Origin of the sequence: Sphaerospermopsis sp. FACHB-1194, assembly GCF_014696235.1 — a bacterium.
Lineage (GTDB): Bacteria > Cyanobacteriota > Cyanobacteriia > Cyanobacteriales > Nostocaceae > Sphaerospermopsis > Sphaerospermopsis kisseleviana.
Window position 1 is genome coordinate 88,297 of the sequence record NZ_JACJPU010000008.1, and the last position, 15,995, is coordinate 104,291.

Sequence of the window (15,995 nt, forward strand, 5' to 3'; positions counted from 1 at the left end):
TGTTGTGTATTTAACTCCAAAAAGCGGTTTATTTTTAGGTGGGTCTTGTTTTACAGCGATCGCTGCTGTTGGTTCTGTTTTTGAACTCAGTTCTGGACAACCTGATTTTGGTGTCCAAACTACTACCATTATTCTAGCTCTAAGCATTCCCCTGACTGTTTTATTTTTTATTGCGGCAGTCAAGGATGCACGGGCTAATATTAAATAAGCATCAGGTATACAAAAAGGTAAGAGTTTATACTATTCTTTTACCTTTTGTTTTTTTTGGTGATTGGTGATTGGTGATTGGTGGTTTAAAAGAATTTAATTTAACAAAAAAAATATAGAAAAATCCGTAGGAGAGAGGATTGATTTTTTTCTAGGGGGGTGGTAGGCTATATAGTATCTTCAATACAATGGGATGTAAAGTTTTTAAAAAATTTTAGCAACACTCTATTATACTAGAATAGTACCGCGCCCCAGAGAAAAAGTCAACGACCCAAAGATAAAAAGTTGCGCGACTCTAATAAAAAATAAAAAATAAAAATTGATAGATTGATAATAAGTAATTTGATGAAAACAGAAAATGCAAAAATGGTATTAACATCAACTGATAGTAAATTATTAAGACTTTCGCAAGGACACCTCAACTTACTAGAAACCTGTCCGCGTAAATTCCAGTATAATTATTTAGAAAAACTGACGACACCGACAGATCCCAAACAAGAAGAACATCAGATTGCAGGTAGTCGTTTTCACCTATTAATGCAGCAGAGAGAAATAGGTTTACCAATTAATAGTTTTCTCGAAGCAGATGATAAATTGAAAACTTGGATGAAAGATTTTAAAGAAACTGCACCAGAAATATTAACACCTGATATTAATAATCAAACCTTCCGAGAAAGTGAACATTATCGAACTTTGCAAACACAAAATTACCTAGTGACAGTAGTTTATGATTTATTAATTGCAGATCAAGAAAAAGCACATATCTTTGATTGGAAAACATATCAAAAACCACAAAAAAGAAATGATTTAGCTAAGAATTGGCAAACCAAACTTTATCTGTATGTTTTAGCAGAAACTAGCAACTATTTGCTGGAAAATATATCTATGACTTACTGGTTTGTTCAGGCTAAATCCCGATCTAACAATATTCCTTTTCACTATGAAACCAAAAAACACAAACAGACAGAAAAACAACTTCATCAATTATTAAATAAATTAACAAATTGGTTAGATGATTATGAAAAGGGTAAACCATTTCCGCAGGTAGAAGAATCTAAAACTTGTAATTTTTGTCAGTTTGCTAAACAGTGCGATCGCTTTGCTGATCGGAGGTATGACTCAAAAACTTTAGTAGCACCCGCAATTAATAATCTACCTAATCTTGATATTATTGAAGAAGTAGCACTATAGCAGGGAACTCTTAACAGAGAACAGGAAATATAGCAAAAATTAACCAAATAAATCCAATAAATCCAATAAATCTAAATCAAATAAATCAAAAAATTAACAAAATTAACAAAATTAACAAAATTATGAAAACCTTTGATGAAAACGATACAATTTATGTTCGGGAATTAGGAATTGATGATATAGCACCTGTTTACCACTTAGGTGAAGAACTATTTACCAGCGATTTATATCCTTATTTATACCGTACCTGGGATGAATGGGAAGTAATAGGACTTTATAATACAGATCCAGAATATTGCTTAGTTGCGGAAACAGAAAGTGAACTTGCAGGATTTATTTTAGGGACAATAATTAGTAAAGCATCTTGGACCTATGGTTACATTTTGTGGTTAGGAGTAAATCCTAAATTTCAACGTCAGGGAGTTGCAGATAAATTAGTTGATAAAGTTGTAGCGCGAATGATTGAAGATGGGGCGCGGTTTATGTTAGTAGATACTGATCCTACAAATACTCCAGCAGTGAAATTTTTTAATAGAAAAGGTTTTGGTAACATTCGCCAACATATTTTCTTATCAATGAATTTGAGTAAACATCCATATTATGGCAGACTAATAGATTATGAACATCAAAAAGCAGAAAGGGCAGGTTATAGGCGCACACGAACTACAATTCGTTCTCGAAAATCCGAAGGTATTCCTGGGGAAATAGCGATGAATCCCTTAGTGAATGAATCATCAACAGATTTAATGATTAATGAGGAATAAAGAGAGGAGTTAGGAGTCGTAGGGGCGAAGTAGGGGCGAAGCATTCGGAAAATAACCTTTTCATCAAATTGATAATTGTTCGCCCGAATGCTGACGCTTCCAGCACGCTTCGCGAACGCCCGTACAGGAGTCAGGAGTCAGGAGAATTTTAGATTTTAGATTGGATTCATGAAATACAATCCAAAATCCAAAATCCAAAATCCAAAATCCAAAATCCAAAATCCAAAATCCAAAATATAATCACCAATCACCAATCTCTATTTTAAATTAATTCAATGCAGTGGATTTTATTAGAAACAGAACAAATTCCTGAGTGCTTCATCCAAGCAGTTAAACAGTACACACCTTTATCAAGTGGTATTTTTGCTGCACAATTATTATGGCAAAGAGGAATAAAAACAGAATTAGAATTAGCCAGTTTTGTGAATTTCCAAAGTTATCAAGCTGCAAGTCCTTTTGAATTTGGACAAGAGATGCACTTGGCGGTTAACCGTTTAAAAAAAGCGGCTATATCTGGTGAAAAAATAGCGATTTGGGGAGACTTTGACGCAGATGGTATTACCTCAACTGCGGTTTTATGGGATGGTTTAGGACAATTTTTTATTCAACATGAACAATTAACTTATTATATCCCTAATCGGTTAACAGAATCTCATGGTTTAAATTTAGCAGGAATTGATAATTTAGCCCAACAAGGTTGTACATTAATCGTTACTTGTGACACGGGAAGTACAAATATTGATGAAATTATTTATGCCCAAAAATTAGGAATTGATATTATTGTCACAGATCATCATACTTTACCTGCTGAACGTCCTCCGGTAACTGCAATTATTAATCCTCGTTACTTACCAAAAGAACATCCATTATTTCATCTTTCTGGAGTTGCAGTTGCTTATAAATTAGTGGAAGCATTATATGAAACTTTGCCCGATGTACCCCAACGTCCCCTAGAAGATTTATTAGATTTAGTAGCGGTAGGATTAATTGCTGATTTGGTGCAATTAAGTGGAGATTGCCGTTATTTAGCACAAGTAGGAATTGAAAGATTACAAGCAGATTATAAAAAACCTGTTGTTGAAAGAAGACGACCAGGGGTAGGTAGATTATTAGAATTATGCCAGAAAAGTGGCGATCGCCCTACAGATATTTCCTTTGGTTTAGGTCCTAGAATTAACGCAGTTAGTAGGATTAAAGGTGATGCTAGTTTCTGTGTAGAACTATTAACCAGTCGTGATATACAACGTTGTCAAGAACTAGCAGAAGAAACAGAATTAGCGAATACCCGACGCAAATCTTTACAGAAAGATGTACAAAATCAAGTATTAAAAAAAATCTCCCAATTAGATTTATCAACTACCAATGTCATAGTTTTAGAAGATCCACAATGGGCTAACGGTGTGTTAGGTTTAGTAGCAGGTCAAATTGCCCAAGAAACAGGAAAACCGACAATTTTATTAAGTACAGAAAGCGGAGAATATGAACCAAATAAACCACAATTGGCGCGGGGTTCTGCCAGATCAATTAATGGTGTGGATTTATATCAATTAGTTAACGAACAATCCCATTTATTACATCGTTTTGGTGGACATCCATTTGCGGCTGGTTTAAGTTTACCTGTAGAAAATATCCCCTTATTTACAGATGCAATTAATCAAAAATTACGGCAATCTTTAGGGGGAATAAATCTCACACCCACTGTCCAAGCTGATGTGGTGGTGACAGTTGCAGATTTAGGGAAAGAATTATTTTTAGAACTGAAACTTTTAGAACCTTGTGGAATGGGAAACCCTGTACCAAAATTACTCATTAAAAATTGTTGGTTTGAAAATGCTTGGCATAGAAATCAACAAGATTTAAAAGGTAAGAAAATACAATATATTAAAACCGAGTTTGACATTAGAGATGATTCTAGTAAAAATCCTTTTCCTGGTATTTGGTGGGGACATTATAAAGAAGAATTGCCTACAGGTAAATGTGATTGTATTGCGGAAATAGATTTTAATAGCTTTAAAAAACGTTATGAAATCAGATTAATTGCTGTGCGTCCTAGTGCTGATTTAGAAGTGCAAACTGAGAAATCAGTAATGATTTTAGATTGGCGAAATCAGGATGTTTCGGAATTTACTGTAGATGATTCAATATTAATTATTAAAGATTGTCCCACAACTTGGGAGGATGTAAGAGCTTGGTTGAGAAAATCGGTTTATAAACAACAAAAACTAGCTTTAGCTTGGGCAAAACCAGAAAACCAAACTCCCCAGGAAATTTGGTTAACGTTGGTAGGAGTTGCTAAATTTATCAGTCGCAAAAATCAGCTAGTTACCCGTGTACAAATATTAGAAAAACTGGGTATTAGTGATCCTAGTTTATATTTAGGATTTCAGGCTTTGAAATATTTAGGTTTTACTATTGAACGTCAAGATCGTTATCTACAAATTACGTGGAATGAATTTATCAATGATACAACTAAGGCTGAAAATGCAGTTAATAAATTTTTAGCCGCATTACAAGAAGAACAATTTCAAAAAAAATATTTTGCCACAGTTCCTATATCTACTATTCAGGCGATCGCTTTTAATGGTTTACTTTGATAACAGTAAGATATAATCAATTTACCTACCCATAATATTATTTGCAGTTATGGTTAACACTTCTGTAAAAACTGTCCATAATTATCCTGATTATATTCCGCCTTTGGAAAGTGGCGATCGCCTGACTCGTCCAGAATTTGAGCGCCGTTATAGTGCTATGCCAAATCTCAAAAAAGCTGAATTAATTGAAGGAGTAGTTTACGTGGCTTCCCCTCTGCGTTTTGAACCTCACGCCGAACCTCATGCTAATTTAATGGGTTGGTTGTGGTCTTATAAAATAGTTACACCTGGTGTCAGACTGGGTGACAATGCAACAGTAAGACTAGATTTAGACAACGAACCTCAACCCGATGCTGTACTATTAATAGATACAGCCTGTGGTGGCAAGTCTTATATAGGCGCAGATGGTTATATAGAAGGCGCACCAGAATTAATCGCAGAAGTAGCAGCCAGCAGTGCTACCAAAGATTTATATGATAAAAAAAGAGCCTACCGTCGCAATGGAATTGAAGAATATATAGTTTGGCAGGTTTTTGAAGGTACTGTAAGTTGGTTCAGTTTAAAGAATGGTGAATATATAGAACTGGTAGCAAATGAACAAGGAATAATTAAAAGTCAAGTATTTCCAGGTTTATGGCTGAATGTTTCCGCATTAGTAACAAGAAATATGTCACAAGTAATGGCTACTTTACAGACAGGTTTAAGTTCAGGAGAACATCAAGATTTTGTAGAAAAATTAGCTGGAAATAGTTATATATCCTGAAATATCCGTTGTTTCACCCGTTCTAAAACGGCTTTCTCCTCAACAGATAGCCCTGCAAATAACATTTCATATATTAATGGTACACCTAATTCTAACTCCTCTAAAAGATGATACTGACTAAATACATCTTCTGGTGTTCCTTCTAAGATCAATCTTCCTTTATCCATAACAAAAACCCAATCTGCCCAACGATAAACTAAATCTAAATCATGGGTAGCCATTAATAAAGTTGTGCCATTACCATGAATTTTTTTGAGCGTATTCATCAGGTTACGAGTGTGTTTTATATCTAAATATGCTGTAGGTTCATCTAATATTAAAAGTTGAGGTTCTAATACCATGACATCAGCTATAGAAACTCGTTTTTTCTGCCCTAAGCTAAGATGATGTACGGGTTTTTCTGCTAAACTGTTTAGCCCAAATTCACCTAATATTTTCTCGACTCTGATTTGAATTTCCGATGGGGATAAACCCAAATTACACAACCCATAGGATATATCTTCCTCAACAGTAGATGCGACTAATTGCTGTTCTGGATCTTGAAATACTAAACCAATTTTTTGCCGTAATTTTGTCAGATAGTTTCTATGATAGCTTAACGGTTCATGCAACCATTTGATAATTCCCCGTTCAGGTTTATATAAACCATTAGCTAATAAAAATAGCGTGGTTTTACCACAACCATTTTGACCAATTAAGGCACACTTTTTTCCAGAGGGAATTTTTATATTTAACCCATTTAAAACTGATTGTTGTGTACCTGGATAGGTGTAATATACTTGTTCAAATTCTAGTAAATATTCCTGCATTCCATCCTAATTCTATTGCTATTAAGACTACACAGCCACTAATTGCTTCAATAATATATCGTTTAGATAATTGATAACGTTGGGGATGCCAGACTCTAAATTCTTCTGTCATTCCCCTTGCTGCTAATCCCAAAGAAAAACGATGATATTGTTGTAAAGTACGCTGTAACAATTGTCCTATTAATATTGCTAAACTTCTCATTCCTATTTTCCAGTTGCGGTAGCCACAACGAGAATTTTGTGCTATCCATAATTCATTGGCTGTGTTTAGAATTATGAAAATAAACCGATACATTAATAATAATAAATCGGTTAAAATTGCTGGAAATTTTAAGTATCGTAGCGTTTGTAATAATTCTGTAAATGGCACAGTTAACATGAGAAAATATAAACAAGAAATGGCTGCAAAGGCACGACAAAAAATTACTAAAGCTTGTATACTTCCACTGTGACTAATGTAAATATAAACAGTACCAAACTTTAACCCATATATTAAATCTCTTTGAATTTGTGAAAAGTTAGCGAGGTTGACCATATTAATTGTTAATGCTGGTAAACTTGTCAACCAGAAAAAACTAGCAAAAATTAACAACCGCAAATAGATTTTCAGAGGAATTTTAGCATACACTACTGTCCAAATACCCATCCATAATGATAGTAAAATTTGTACAAATGGATGGGTGAAAAGTGCAAGTAACAGCGTAGTAAAGGCAAAGATGATTTTATGTGTTGGGGGAATTTGTCGCAGTTGATTAGTATAAGCTAAAGTATCTAATTTTAGGCTCATTGTGTAGACTTATTCTTCATGTTTTTGTTGTTGAGAACGTCCTTTATACAAACCAATAGCATAACCAATTACTCCCGCACCTATGGCAGCTTGAGCAGAAAATAATAAACTAGCTACTTCCCCACTAGGAGGTTCAAATATTGATTGAAACCAAGGTTGATATGCGGGTTGAATTTGACTAATGGCGGTTTTGGCTTTGTCATCGGCACCACCAAAATCAGCATTTCTGACTAATATGAGGGGAGCAAATGCTAACGCGAATACAGCTAAGACTAATAGCCAGTTATTAAAATCTTGTTTAGACTGATTCATTACTTTCAGTTTCCCGTTTGATTAACTTTAGCAATTCTAATTCTTGAGGATTATAGGATTGTAACCAATTCCATACCAACACCGTTAGCAGTCCTTCACTAATAGCTAAAGGAACTTGAGTAATAGCAAAGATACCAGCGAACTTGGTAAATGAAGCGATAAACCCACCAACAGGTGCAGGAAAAGCTAAAGCCAGTTGGATAGAAGTAATAATGTAGGTGAGTAAATTAGCGATCGCTGCTGATAAAAATATAGCAATTCTTTGTTTACCACTACACCGAATAATGAGATGATAGATCCAGTAAGCGGCAAACGGTCCAGCGATCGCCATTGAAAAAGCATTTGCTCCCAGAGTTGTCAAACCACCATGTGCCAGTAACAAAGCTTGGAACAATAGTACCAAAGTTCCTAAAACTGTCATCGTCAAAGGTCCAAACAGCACCGCACCTAACCCTGTACCTGTGGGGTGAGAACAACTACCTGTCACAGAAGGAATTTTTAACGCTGACAAGACAAAAGTAAAAGCACCAGCTAACCCCAACAATAACTTCAATTCTGGGTTAGCTTGAGTAATGCGAGTCAAACTTCGCAAACCGAAAACAAAAAATGGTAATGCTACAACCCACCAAAAAACCGCCCATTGCACTGGTAAAAAACCTTCCATAATATGCATAGCATAGGCAGGTTTAGGTAAACCAACTACTAAGTAAAAACTAATAAATCCCATCAGGGTTAGACTCATCCAACCCCGTTTTTTTAGAGACATAATCTGTACCTCGCAGATTGATGTAAAAGTATTGTCATCGGCGGGCATCCTGACTTAACCTAATAATGGTTCACAGTTGCGGGACAGCGCCGGACTTGCACCGAACTTTCCCCCTTGCGTCCAATGACTGCTCCTCATCAGAACCGATGGGAGTAACAATATCATGACTAACGCCAGTTGCTAGTAAAGTTTTGCAAATATAGCAAAAGTCAGGAGTCGTAGGAGCGAAGCATTCGGGCGACTAATTATCAATTAGACATCTCCGAAAATTAAAGGCGAAGCCATAGTAAAATAAAGTATCGGAGCGTGGCGGAGATACTTTAATTTCATTTCGGTGGTTGTGGCTCACTCGATTTTCTTATAAATTTCCCGGACAATACTACCACCAAGCACAAAAAAGGCATCGACAGGCTGTGAAGAAGCAAAAACTAAGGTTATAGTAGTGAAAGTCAGCCAACTTAGCAGGATCAAACACAACCCAAAAGCAATATTTCGTAACAATCGCCACAGTTTTCTAAATCTCATCAGCCAAGAAACTAATGATTTGATGGTAGGTTTGTGCTTCATAACATAGAAAATTAAAGCTTTATTGTTTAATATTGAAAAATCCAGCCATCAAGTCAACAAAGCGCTATCTTAGGAAAAGGATCTTAGTTGAAAAAAGAAAAGAGTGATGAAATTCACACAAATGCTGTGGCTGCTTTAACAGTAAAACCACTTCCATCCCAGCGATATTTATTAATAAAAAGACCGTAATTTCCACATCATTTACAAAGGAAAAAATGATGGATTAATCTTAGATTAAGCATAGCTCATAAGTAGAGTATAAAAACTTAAAAATTTCAGGAAAGCCTGATTGCTAAACTGTCAACAATACAATTATTTATTCCATCTGTATACATGAATCAATCTGCGAAACGTCACTCACCGCTCCAAGCAGCCTTGATTGGTGGAGCGATCGCTACAACTGCTACTATATCTTTATTTGGTCAAGCTTGGACAAAGTGTGTTCAAGCCGCTTTACAAGATAGTCCAAAAGCGTTAGTTGACCAAGTATGGCAACTTGTAAATAGGGAATATGTTGATGGCAAATTTAATCAACAAGATTGGCAAGCAATTAGGCAAAGCCTGTTAAGCAAAGAATATACCTCCAATGAACAAGCTTATGTAGCTATCCGCCAAGCCTTGCAAAGATTGGGTGATCCTTACACGCGGTTTATGGATCCCAAGCAATTTGAAGCCCTCACCCGTCAAACATCTGGAGAGGTTACGGGAATTGGCATTCGCATGGAAATCAACGAAAAAAACCAGCGATTGACAGTGGTTGAACCTCTAGAAAATTCTCCAGCCCAGAAAGCAGGTATTAAAACAGGGGATGAAATTGTAGCGATTAACGGTAAACCCACTCTCAATATGAAAGTGGAAGAAGCATCTAATTTGATTCGTGGTCAAGCGGGTACTGCCATCACCTTACGACTGTCAAGACCGGGAAAAAATCAGTTTGATGTCAAGCTGACGAGGGCAACTATCGAAGTTCCCATAGTAAATTATACCCTCAAACAAGACGGTGGCCGTCGCATTGGCTATATTCGGTTAAGGGAGTTTAGCAGCCACGCTGCGGATCAGATGCGAAAAGCGATTCGTGACTTGAATCGTCAAAACGCTGATTCCTTTGTCTTAGACTTGCGTGGCAACCCAGGCGGTTTATTACAAGCAAGTATTGAAATAGCGCGGATGTGGCTAGATAATGGTGGCATTGTCAAGACAGTAGACCGTGTGGGAGATAGTGAAGAAACCAAAGCCAATCGCACAGCTTTGACAAATCGACCCTTAGCTGTACTTGTAGACGGTAATTCCGCTAGTGCTAGTGAAATTCTCACCGGCGCACTCAAGGATAATAACCGGGCGGTAGTTGTAGGTAGTCAAACCTTTGGTAAAGCCTTGGTACAATCAGTCCATGAACTGAATGACGGTTCTGGGTTAGCTGTCACCATTGCCCACTACTATACCCCCAAAGGTACGGATATTAACAAGACAGGAATTATACCAGATATTCAGCTAGATTTAACGGAAGCACAGGAGCGTCAGTTAGCTGCTAATCCCAATTTAATTGGAACTCTAAATGACCCACAATACGCTCGTGCTATTCTAGCTCTCTCTAATACAAAATTTGCCCAACCTACAACACCTTCTCAAACTTCTCAAAATACTCAACCTTTGAGTATTCGCGCTGAAGATTTGAAATTTTAATTTTAAGGAGTCAGAAGTCAGGAGTCAGTAGGGGCAAACCCCCCGTGGTTGCACTTACAGAAGTCAAGAGTAAAGACTTGAAAAATAAGATCCCCGATTTCTTGAAGATGTCGGGGATCTGCTATTATTTATACTATAAATAGGGGTTGCTGAATAAAACGGATTGCCCCTTCAGGGGCAGTCATGGTAGATTGTTTTTAACAGGAATGGTAATCAACCTGTATAAAAACCTAACTGCCTAACGGCAATCTGTACTTTGACAACTGAAGATTGGTGGGTTCTATTCCATAGTTCTAGTTTCTTGCGAGGAATAGGTAAAATCTACCCTTCGGGAAGGCGCTTCGCGTCTACATGGGAGCTGGACTTGTGTTGAGCGCACTTGTACTGAGCCTGTCCTGAGCCTGTCCTGAGCCTGTCCTGAGCCTGTCCTGAGCCTGTCCTGAGCGGTGTCGAAGGGCGGTGTCGAAGGGCGGTGTCGAAGGGCGGTGTCGAAGGGCGGTGTCGAAGGGCGCAGTCGAAGTAAGTCGAAGTAGTCGAAACACGACACAGAATTTAAACTCAAACAAAATTTGGCATCATCCAACTAGGGAAGGGCATTCCCTAAGTAACGCTTGGGGAGAGAACCACCTCTGGATGAGAAACTGCAAGGGATCTAGTCTAAGTGGACTCGTTGAATCAAGAATATCTGCTCCTTTAGGACGCAGAGTGCCAAAATGGAGAAGCAGATTTACCAGACAATTAGAACATAACTTGCCTCAAATCTTCCTCATCCCCAGTACCCAATCTTAACCAACTTTCGCTAAATTAGAGAAAGGTAAATCAACAGCAAATCTAAGGGAATTTTCAATGTCAGCACAACTGTTACTGGTAGATGATGAACCAGGGTTACGGGAAGCCGTGAAAGACTATTTACAAGAAAGCGGCTTTAGTGTTCAAGTTGCCAGTAACGCCCGTGAAGGTTGGGAATTGATGCAACAAAATACACCTGATTTGGTGATTTCTGATATTATGATGCCCCAGGTGGATGGCTATCAGTTTCTCAAACAACTGCGAGAGGATCCACGGTTTCATGCATTACCAGTAGTATTTTTAACTGCTAAAGGCATGACAGGCGATCGCATTCAAGGATATCAAGCGGGTGTTGACGCTTATCTACCCAAACCATTTGATCCTGATGAATTAATAGCCATTGTAGAAAATTTACTCACCCGTCGCACTGCTCAAGCCCCAGCGATAGGAGAAGATAGTGAAAACATGGACATTGCCAAATTAGCCCATGAAATTTCCAAAATCAAAGATTTGTTAAGTCCCAGAACTGCCATTGCCCAGACTCCACCTCCATTTAAAATTGATTTAACCCCCAGAGAGCAAAGTGTATTAAACCTAGTAGCACAAGGGTTGATGAACAAAGAAATTGCTCGCCGCTTAGAAACCAGCGTCCGCAACGTCGAAAAATATGTCAGCCGGTTATTTAGTAAAACAGGTACTAATAGCCGTACAGAATTGGTAAGATTTGCTTTAGAACATGGACTAGCTCAGTAGTAGCCAAACTAAAAAAGAATATCACCATGATCAAGAGGATTTACAGAGACAGCTTTCTGATTCAAATTGAATGAAAACGATTGGTAAGATTGGTACAATGCACCTGGTTGAGTTTGCTATCAAACTCTACTAAATGTAAATGGGTTCTTGTGATAGAAATGAAACCCTAAGTTTTTGTGAAATTTCCCTGAGTATAAATTTTCAACCACCCTAACCAAAAATTTGAGCAAGGGATGAGCGAATCAACAGACATCCAGGTTTTGAGGTAGTGCAACTGGCAAGGGGTTAATGTAGATGCTGAATTGAACTTATAGATAATCTTCTTGGTTGTGTTGTAGAGTGACTTTATTTCTCTCTATTGTCTATTGGCTGTTATCAACAAAGTTTCTTAAGCGCATCAGTTGTCGTCTCATTTGAGGTGAGGCTTTGAACTCAGAAACCTCCTGCGCCTTTACAGACGCTTGTAGTGTTTCCAAAAAGTCATCAGATCCCTCAGTGAGTGCGTCTAGTAGCACCTGCAAAAGCTGTTCGCGATCGCCTAACAGACTCTTTTCCTCAATCAAACGGAACTTGAGATGTATTTCGCACTCATAGACACCTACTTCGAGATTATTGATTTGACGCGGTAATGCTTTGGAGTTCATAGTTTTGAGGATTCCTTTACTGGGTGTTTATACAGGTGAGAAACTAAAATATCCAGAAAAAAAATTCTTTATATTTCCTTTAAATACAAAGAACTGATTGAATGTAAGAGGCTTTTCTCATCCATCAAATTTGCGTTCAATTTCTCACTCCCCCCTATTTTTATTCCAAGTGGTTTTTTACTGTCTAGGTTTTGATATTCCCGTGGTAGTTTTGGCATATCTAATTCATACACTATTATTCAGTTTTTAAGATTCTATACAATAAAGTTTCTGTAAGAACTTGTCCAACCTTTTTCAAAGTTTTTACATCAACTTTATGGAAACGTCAATAACTGTGCAACTTTTTACGCTAATCATAGTGAGGTTACTTATGGAAATTGGTGATTATTTTCCCTTTGTTATCCGCCAGTTAACATTTTAGGCAATTTAGGTTAAATCAACAATGTGTTCTTTTTGATCTGTAAAAATTTAATGGGTAAGATAGTAAGTTTGTCAACTGTAGAAATTCGGTTGTAGATCATCACATATACACTGAACTAAATTATTTTAGCCCAGAATTTTTTCCAATTCTTACTGGTTCTAAATATTACTGGCTATGTCGAAAAAGATATTTTCAACTCAAAGCTTGTAAGTTAAAACAATTAAGCTGAGGGAGAGCAGTTAAAATAGTTGCAGTGTAATTAGCCGAAATCTTACACCTTTTTATGGATAACCCGATGCTGCTCAAGTCCACAACCCGTCATATTCGCATTTTTGCGGCGGAAATGGAAAAAGATGAACTAGTTCCTAGCAATCACGTCTTGACGTTAGATGTTGACCCAGACAACGAATTTAACTGGAATGAAGACACACTACAAAAAGTTTATCGTAAGTTCGATGAACTAGTAGAAGCTTCCAGTGGTGTAGACCTAACAGATTATAACTTACGTCGGATTGGGTCAGACCTAGAGCATTTTTTGCGATCGCTCCTACAAAAAGGTGAAATTAGCTACAATCTCTCTAGTCGCGTTACTAACTACAGCATGGGACTACCCCAGGTTGCATCTAACGCCAATAAATAAGATGGAGAGTGGTTGTTGATGAGTTACAAGATTTATAACTACATTTATAACTCTATAACTCACCAACAAATTAGGTGTATGGCAAAACTACCCCCAAAGAGGTAGCTATCCTGGAAAAAGAGGAGAAAAGGCAAGGGTGCAGGGTGCAGGGTGTAGGGAAAAAGTTCAAAGTTCCCAGTTAATAATTCCCAATCCCCAATCCCCAGTCCCAATCTCCTATTATCATTGAGTACAAAAACATCAGCGGACTAAATTACCGCTACTCATGCTGTTGAATAAATTGCCAATCGCTGATCGGTTCGACAAATATGGAAAATGACGCGGCAACGCTTTACTGCCCAAATGAATATTGTCAAGCTGCCAATCCCTTGACCCACAAGTATTGCCAGCGATGCTCCACACCCTTACCCAAGCGTTACCTGTGGGCAGTGGCAGATAGTGTGAGCCTGGGTAGTCCTGGAGAAATTTTAGCCGATCGCTATTTGGTCATTGGTCAATCAATCATTCTTGATCTCAAACCTGGTTTACTACCCCAAATACCTGAATTAGATAATTTATACCACATTAAAGCTTATCTAAGACTCATACCTTACCGCTTGCATATACCACAAGTGTATGGGATCATCTCTCTCCATGAAGGAAAATCTCAACCAGAAATCTTAGTTCTAGAAAAACCGCCCCTGTCAGTTGATAGTACATATACTCAAGTACATCTGTGCAGCCAGCTAACAGCAGCGTGGGATGATGCCTCATCAATGCGGCAAATGAATTGGCTGTGGCAGATAGCGCATTTGTGGCAACCGCTTTTGACTGAAGGAGTCGGTTCTAGCTTATTAGACCCCTATTTAATCAGAGTGGAAGGGGGTTTAGTGCGGTTATTAGAATTGCGTTTTGATCAGCAAACAGCACCAACATTGTCACAATTAGGAGTATTTTGGCAACAACTCCTCAAAAATGCCAAGCCAGCCATAGCTGAATTCCTCAAGCAAATTATTGATGCTTTAATTGATGGTGAAATCCACTCATCTGAACAATTAATTACGGTTTTAGATCAAGGACTGACAGGATTGGGGATCGCCTCCTGTGGACGAAACTCGCCAATCCCAAGCACTAACATTAAAATTATTACCCAAACAGATAAAGGACCTTCTCGTCAACGCAACGAAGATGCTTGTTACCCACCTAGTGGCGTTCTCGTGAGTAAACCTCCCCAGCAAACCGCCTTAGCTATTGTTTGTGATGGTATCGGTGGACATGAGGGAGGCAACATAGCATCAAATTTAGCCATTGAAACTATTGAGCAAGAGGTGATGCAACTCACTTCTGTTGCTGATGAAAACATAGATCCCTTCAGAATCATCAATAATTTAGAACAAGCAGTAGCACTTGCAAACGATAAAATTAGTCAGCGTAATGATACGGAACATCGCCAAGGACGGCAAAGGATGGGAACTACTCTAGTTCTAGCCTTACCGATTGGCCATGAAATGTACATTACTCATATTGGTGATAGTCGTGCTTATTGGATTACGCGCCACGGTTGCTATCAAGTTACCTTAGATGATGATGTAGCTTCTCGTGAAGTACGATTGGGCTATGCTATTTATCGCGAAGCATTACAACATAGTGGTTCTGGCTCCTTGATCCAAGCTTTAGGCATGAGCAAGAGTGCCTCATTGCATCCTACGTCCCAACGATTTATCATTGATGAAGATGCTGTTTTCTTGCTCACCTCCGATGGATTGAGTGATTTTGATCGAGTAGAAGAGTTGTGGGAAACGGAAATTTTACCAATTCTTGGCGGCAATACAAATATAGAAGATGTTGCAGCCCGACTCATAGAAATTGCCAACACTAAAAATGGACATGATAATGTCACCATCGCTTTAGTACATTACCAAGTCAAATACTGTGAACCAGATATCATTCTCCAAGCGGACATTCCGACTATTACTTCGACTTCGCTCAGTACAAGTTCAGCCAGCAAAACAGTAGATTTGACACCAAGAACCACAAATGTAACTGCTTTAGGCAATGAGTACCAGCAAACTCAAATAATTTCAGAAACCAAGCCTGGGCGTACTGCCAAACTACCGCTACAGTTGTTAATTATTTTAGGTGTGCTTTTAGGAGCCGGTGGACTGGGATATTGGCTCAAAATCCAACGAGAACCACAATCGACAATTACCCCATCAACTCCGTCTGCAACCCCACAACCAACAACAACGAAAACACCAACACCATAAAACTCAGAAAACCCACAAGATTTATCGCCATCAAATGATGACCAAACTCCCGCGCCTTA

At 38.0% G+C, this 15,995-nt stretch carries 14 protein-coding genes, 1 pseudogene and 1 riboswitch; of the genes and pseudogenes, 9 read left to right on the plus strand and 6 right to left on the minus strand.

Annotation, left to right across the window (positions count from 1 at the left end; genetic code table 11):
* Positions 1-4 precede the first annotated feature (4 nt).
* From H6F45_RS07145 to H6F45_RS07165, 5 genes are all read left to right on the plus strand, one after another.
* Positions 5-208, plus strand: coding sequence for a hypothetical protein (locus tag H6F45_RS07145; protein WP_096570563.1), 204 nt, complete (start codon positions 5-7; stop codon positions 206-208).
* Positions 209-573: 365 nt separating this feature from the next.
* Positions 574-1,398: a PD-(D/E)XK nuclease family protein gene (locus H6F45_RS07150; RefSeq protein ID WP_137667153.1), complete on the plus strand. Its 825-nt coding sequence runs from the start codon at positions 574-576 to the stop codon at positions 1,396-1,398.
* A 122-nt stretch (positions 1,399-1,520) separates the two neighbouring features.
* Entirely contained in the window at positions 1,521-2,162 is a 642-nt protein-coding gene (locus tag H6F45_RS07155; protein ID WP_096570561.1) for a GNAT family N-acetyltransferase, read from the plus strand.
* Between the two features lie 275 nt (positions 2,163-2,437).
* A complete protein-coding gene (gene recJ, locus H6F45_RS07160; RefSeq protein ID WP_190346846.1) occupies positions 2,438-4,756 on the plus strand; it encodes a single-stranded-DNA-specific exonuclease RecJ in 2,319 nt (772 codons plus the stop codon).
* A 49-nt stretch (positions 4,757-4,805) separates the two neighbouring features.
* Positions 4,806-5,519: a Uma2 family endonuclease gene (locus H6F45_RS07165; RefSeq protein ID WP_137667151.1), complete on the plus strand. Its 714-nt coding sequence runs from the start codon at positions 4,806-4,808 to the stop codon at positions 5,517-5,519.
* Here the strand turns inward: H6F45_RS07165 and H6F45_RS07170 are convergent.
* The 5 genes and pseudogenes from H6F45_RS07170 to H6F45_RS26435 all read right to left on the minus strand — a co-directional run.
* Positions 5,507-6,328 carry an ABC transporter ATP-binding protein gene (locus H6F45_RS07170; RefSeq protein ID WP_096570555.1) on the minus strand — a complete coding sequence of 274 codons (822 nt, stop codon included), beginning with the start codon at positions 6,326-6,328 and terminating at the stop codon, positions 5,507-5,509. The two genes, H6F45_RS07165 and H6F45_RS07170, sit on opposite strands and share 13 nt — an antisense overlap.
* The gene (gene cbiQ / locus H6F45_RS07175; RefSeq protein ID WP_137667150.1) at positions 6,303-7,115 is read right to left on the minus strand and encodes a cobalt ECF transporter T component CbiQ; all 813 of its coding nucleotides are present in this window, start codon (positions 7,113-7,115) and stop codon (positions 6,303-6,305) included. The genes H6F45_RS07170 and cbiQ overlap by 26 nt, the downstream gene beginning before the upstream one ends.
* A 9-nt stretch (positions 7,116-7,124) precedes the next feature.
* Positions 7,125-7,427, minus strand: coding sequence for an energy-coupling factor ABC transporter substrate-binding protein (locus H6F45_RS07180; protein WP_137667149.1), 303 nt, complete (start codon positions 7,425-7,427; stop codon positions 7,125-7,127).
* Entirely contained in the window at positions 7,414-8,193 is a 780-nt protein-coding gene (locus H6F45_RS07185; RefSeq protein WP_137667148.1) for an energy-coupling factor ABC transporter permease, read from the minus strand. The genes H6F45_RS07180 and H6F45_RS07185 overlap by 14 nt, the downstream gene beginning before the upstream one ends.
* A 21-nt stretch (positions 8,194-8,214) precedes the next feature.
* Positions 8,215-8,356: riboswitch (cobalamin riboswitch) on the minus strand.
* 197 nt (positions 8,357-8,553) lie between these two features.
* Positions 8,554-8,760: pseudogene (locus H6F45_RS26435) on the minus strand (YdcF family protein); the annotation flags it as partial.
* A gap of 333 nt (positions 8,761-9,093) precedes the next feature.
* Here H6F45_RS26435 and ctpB point away from each other — a divergent pair.
* Positions 9,094-10,443: a carboxyl-terminal processing protease CtpB gene (ctpB, locus tag H6F45_RS07190; RefSeq protein WP_096570547.1), complete on the plus strand. Its 1,350-nt coding sequence runs from the start codon at positions 9,094-9,096 to the stop codon at positions 10,441-10,443.
* Positions 10,444-11,289: 846 nt separating this feature from the next.
* Entirely contained in the window at positions 11,290-11,985 is a 696-nt protein-coding gene (locus H6F45_RS07195; protein WP_137667147.1) for a response regulator transcription factor, read from the plus strand.
* A 362-nt stretch (positions 11,986-12,347) separates the two neighbouring features.
* On the opposite strand, the gene H6F45_RS07200 is transcribed toward H6F45_RS07195, so the two are convergent.
* Complete coding sequence (locus tag H6F45_RS07200; RefSeq protein ID WP_096570543.1) at positions 12,348-12,629, minus strand: Npun_R1517 family heterocyst differentiation transcriptional regulator; 282 nt, start codon at positions 12,627-12,629, stop codon at positions 12,348-12,350.
* A gap of 704 nt (positions 12,630-13,333) precedes the next feature.
* Here H6F45_RS07200 and H6F45_RS07205 point away from each other — a divergent pair.
* Positions 13,334-13,690, plus strand: coding sequence for an NAD(P)H-quinone oxidoreductase subunit M (locus H6F45_RS07205; RefSeq protein ID WP_096570541.1), 357 nt, complete (start codon positions 13,334-13,336; stop codon positions 13,688-13,690).
* A gap of 308 nt (positions 13,691-13,998) precedes the next feature.
* On the plus strand, positions 13,999-15,936 hold the full coding sequence (locus tag H6F45_RS07210; RefSeq protein ID WP_190346848.1) for a protein phosphatase 2C domain-containing protein: 1,938 nt from the start codon (positions 13,999-14,001) through the stop codon (positions 15,934-15,936).
* The last annotated feature ends 59 nt before the right edge of the window (positions 15,937-15,995 follow it).

Coding starts and splice junctions, on each gene's coding strand:
- cbiQ (WP_137667150.1), bottom strand. CDS start 7,115: ATGAGCCTAAAATTAGATACTTTAGCTTATACTAATCAACTGCGACAA.
- H6F45_RS07170 (WP_096570555.1), bottom strand. CDS start 6,328: ATGCAGGAATATTTACTAGAATTTGAACAAGTATATTACACCTATCCA.
- H6F45_RS07155 (WP_096570561.1), top strand. CDS start 1,521: ATGAAAACCTTTGATGAAAACGATACAATTTATGTTCGGGAATTAGGA.
- ctpB (WP_096570547.1), top strand. CDS start 9,094: ATGAATCAATCTGCGAAACGTCACTCACCGCTCCAAGCAGCCTTGATT.
- H6F45_RS07195 (WP_137667147.1), top strand. CDS start 11,290: ATGTCAGCACAACTGTTACTGGTAGATGATGAACCAGGGTTACGGGAA.
- H6F45_RS07150 (WP_137667153.1), top strand. CDS start 574: ATGGTATTAACATCAACTGATAGTAAATTATTAAGACTTTCGCAAGGA.
- H6F45_RS07210 (WP_190346848.1), top strand. CDS start 13,999: ATGGAAAATGACGCGGCAACGCTTTACTGCCCAAATGAATATTGTCAA.
- H6F45_RS07205 (WP_096570541.1), top strand. CDS start 13,334: ATGGATAACCCGATGCTGCTCAAGTCCACAACCCGTCATATTCGCATT.
- recJ (WP_190346846.1), top strand. CDS start 2,438: ATGCAGTGGATTTTATTAGAAACAGAACAAATTCCTGAGTGCTTCATC.
- H6F45_RS07200 (WP_096570543.1), bottom strand. CDS start 12,629: ATGAACTCCAAAGCATTACCGCGTCAAATCAATAATCTCGAAGTAGGT.
- H6F45_RS07165 (WP_137667151.1), top strand. CDS start 4,806: ATGGTTAACACTTCTGTAAAAACTGTCCATAATTATCCTGATTATATT.
- H6F45_RS07180 (WP_137667149.1), bottom strand. CDS start 7,427: ATGAATCAGTCTAAACAAGATTTTAATAACTGGCTATTAGTCTTAGCT.
- H6F45_RS07185 (WP_137667148.1), bottom strand. CDS start 8,193: ATGTCTCTAAAAAAACGGGGTTGGATGAGTCTAACCCTGATGGGATTT.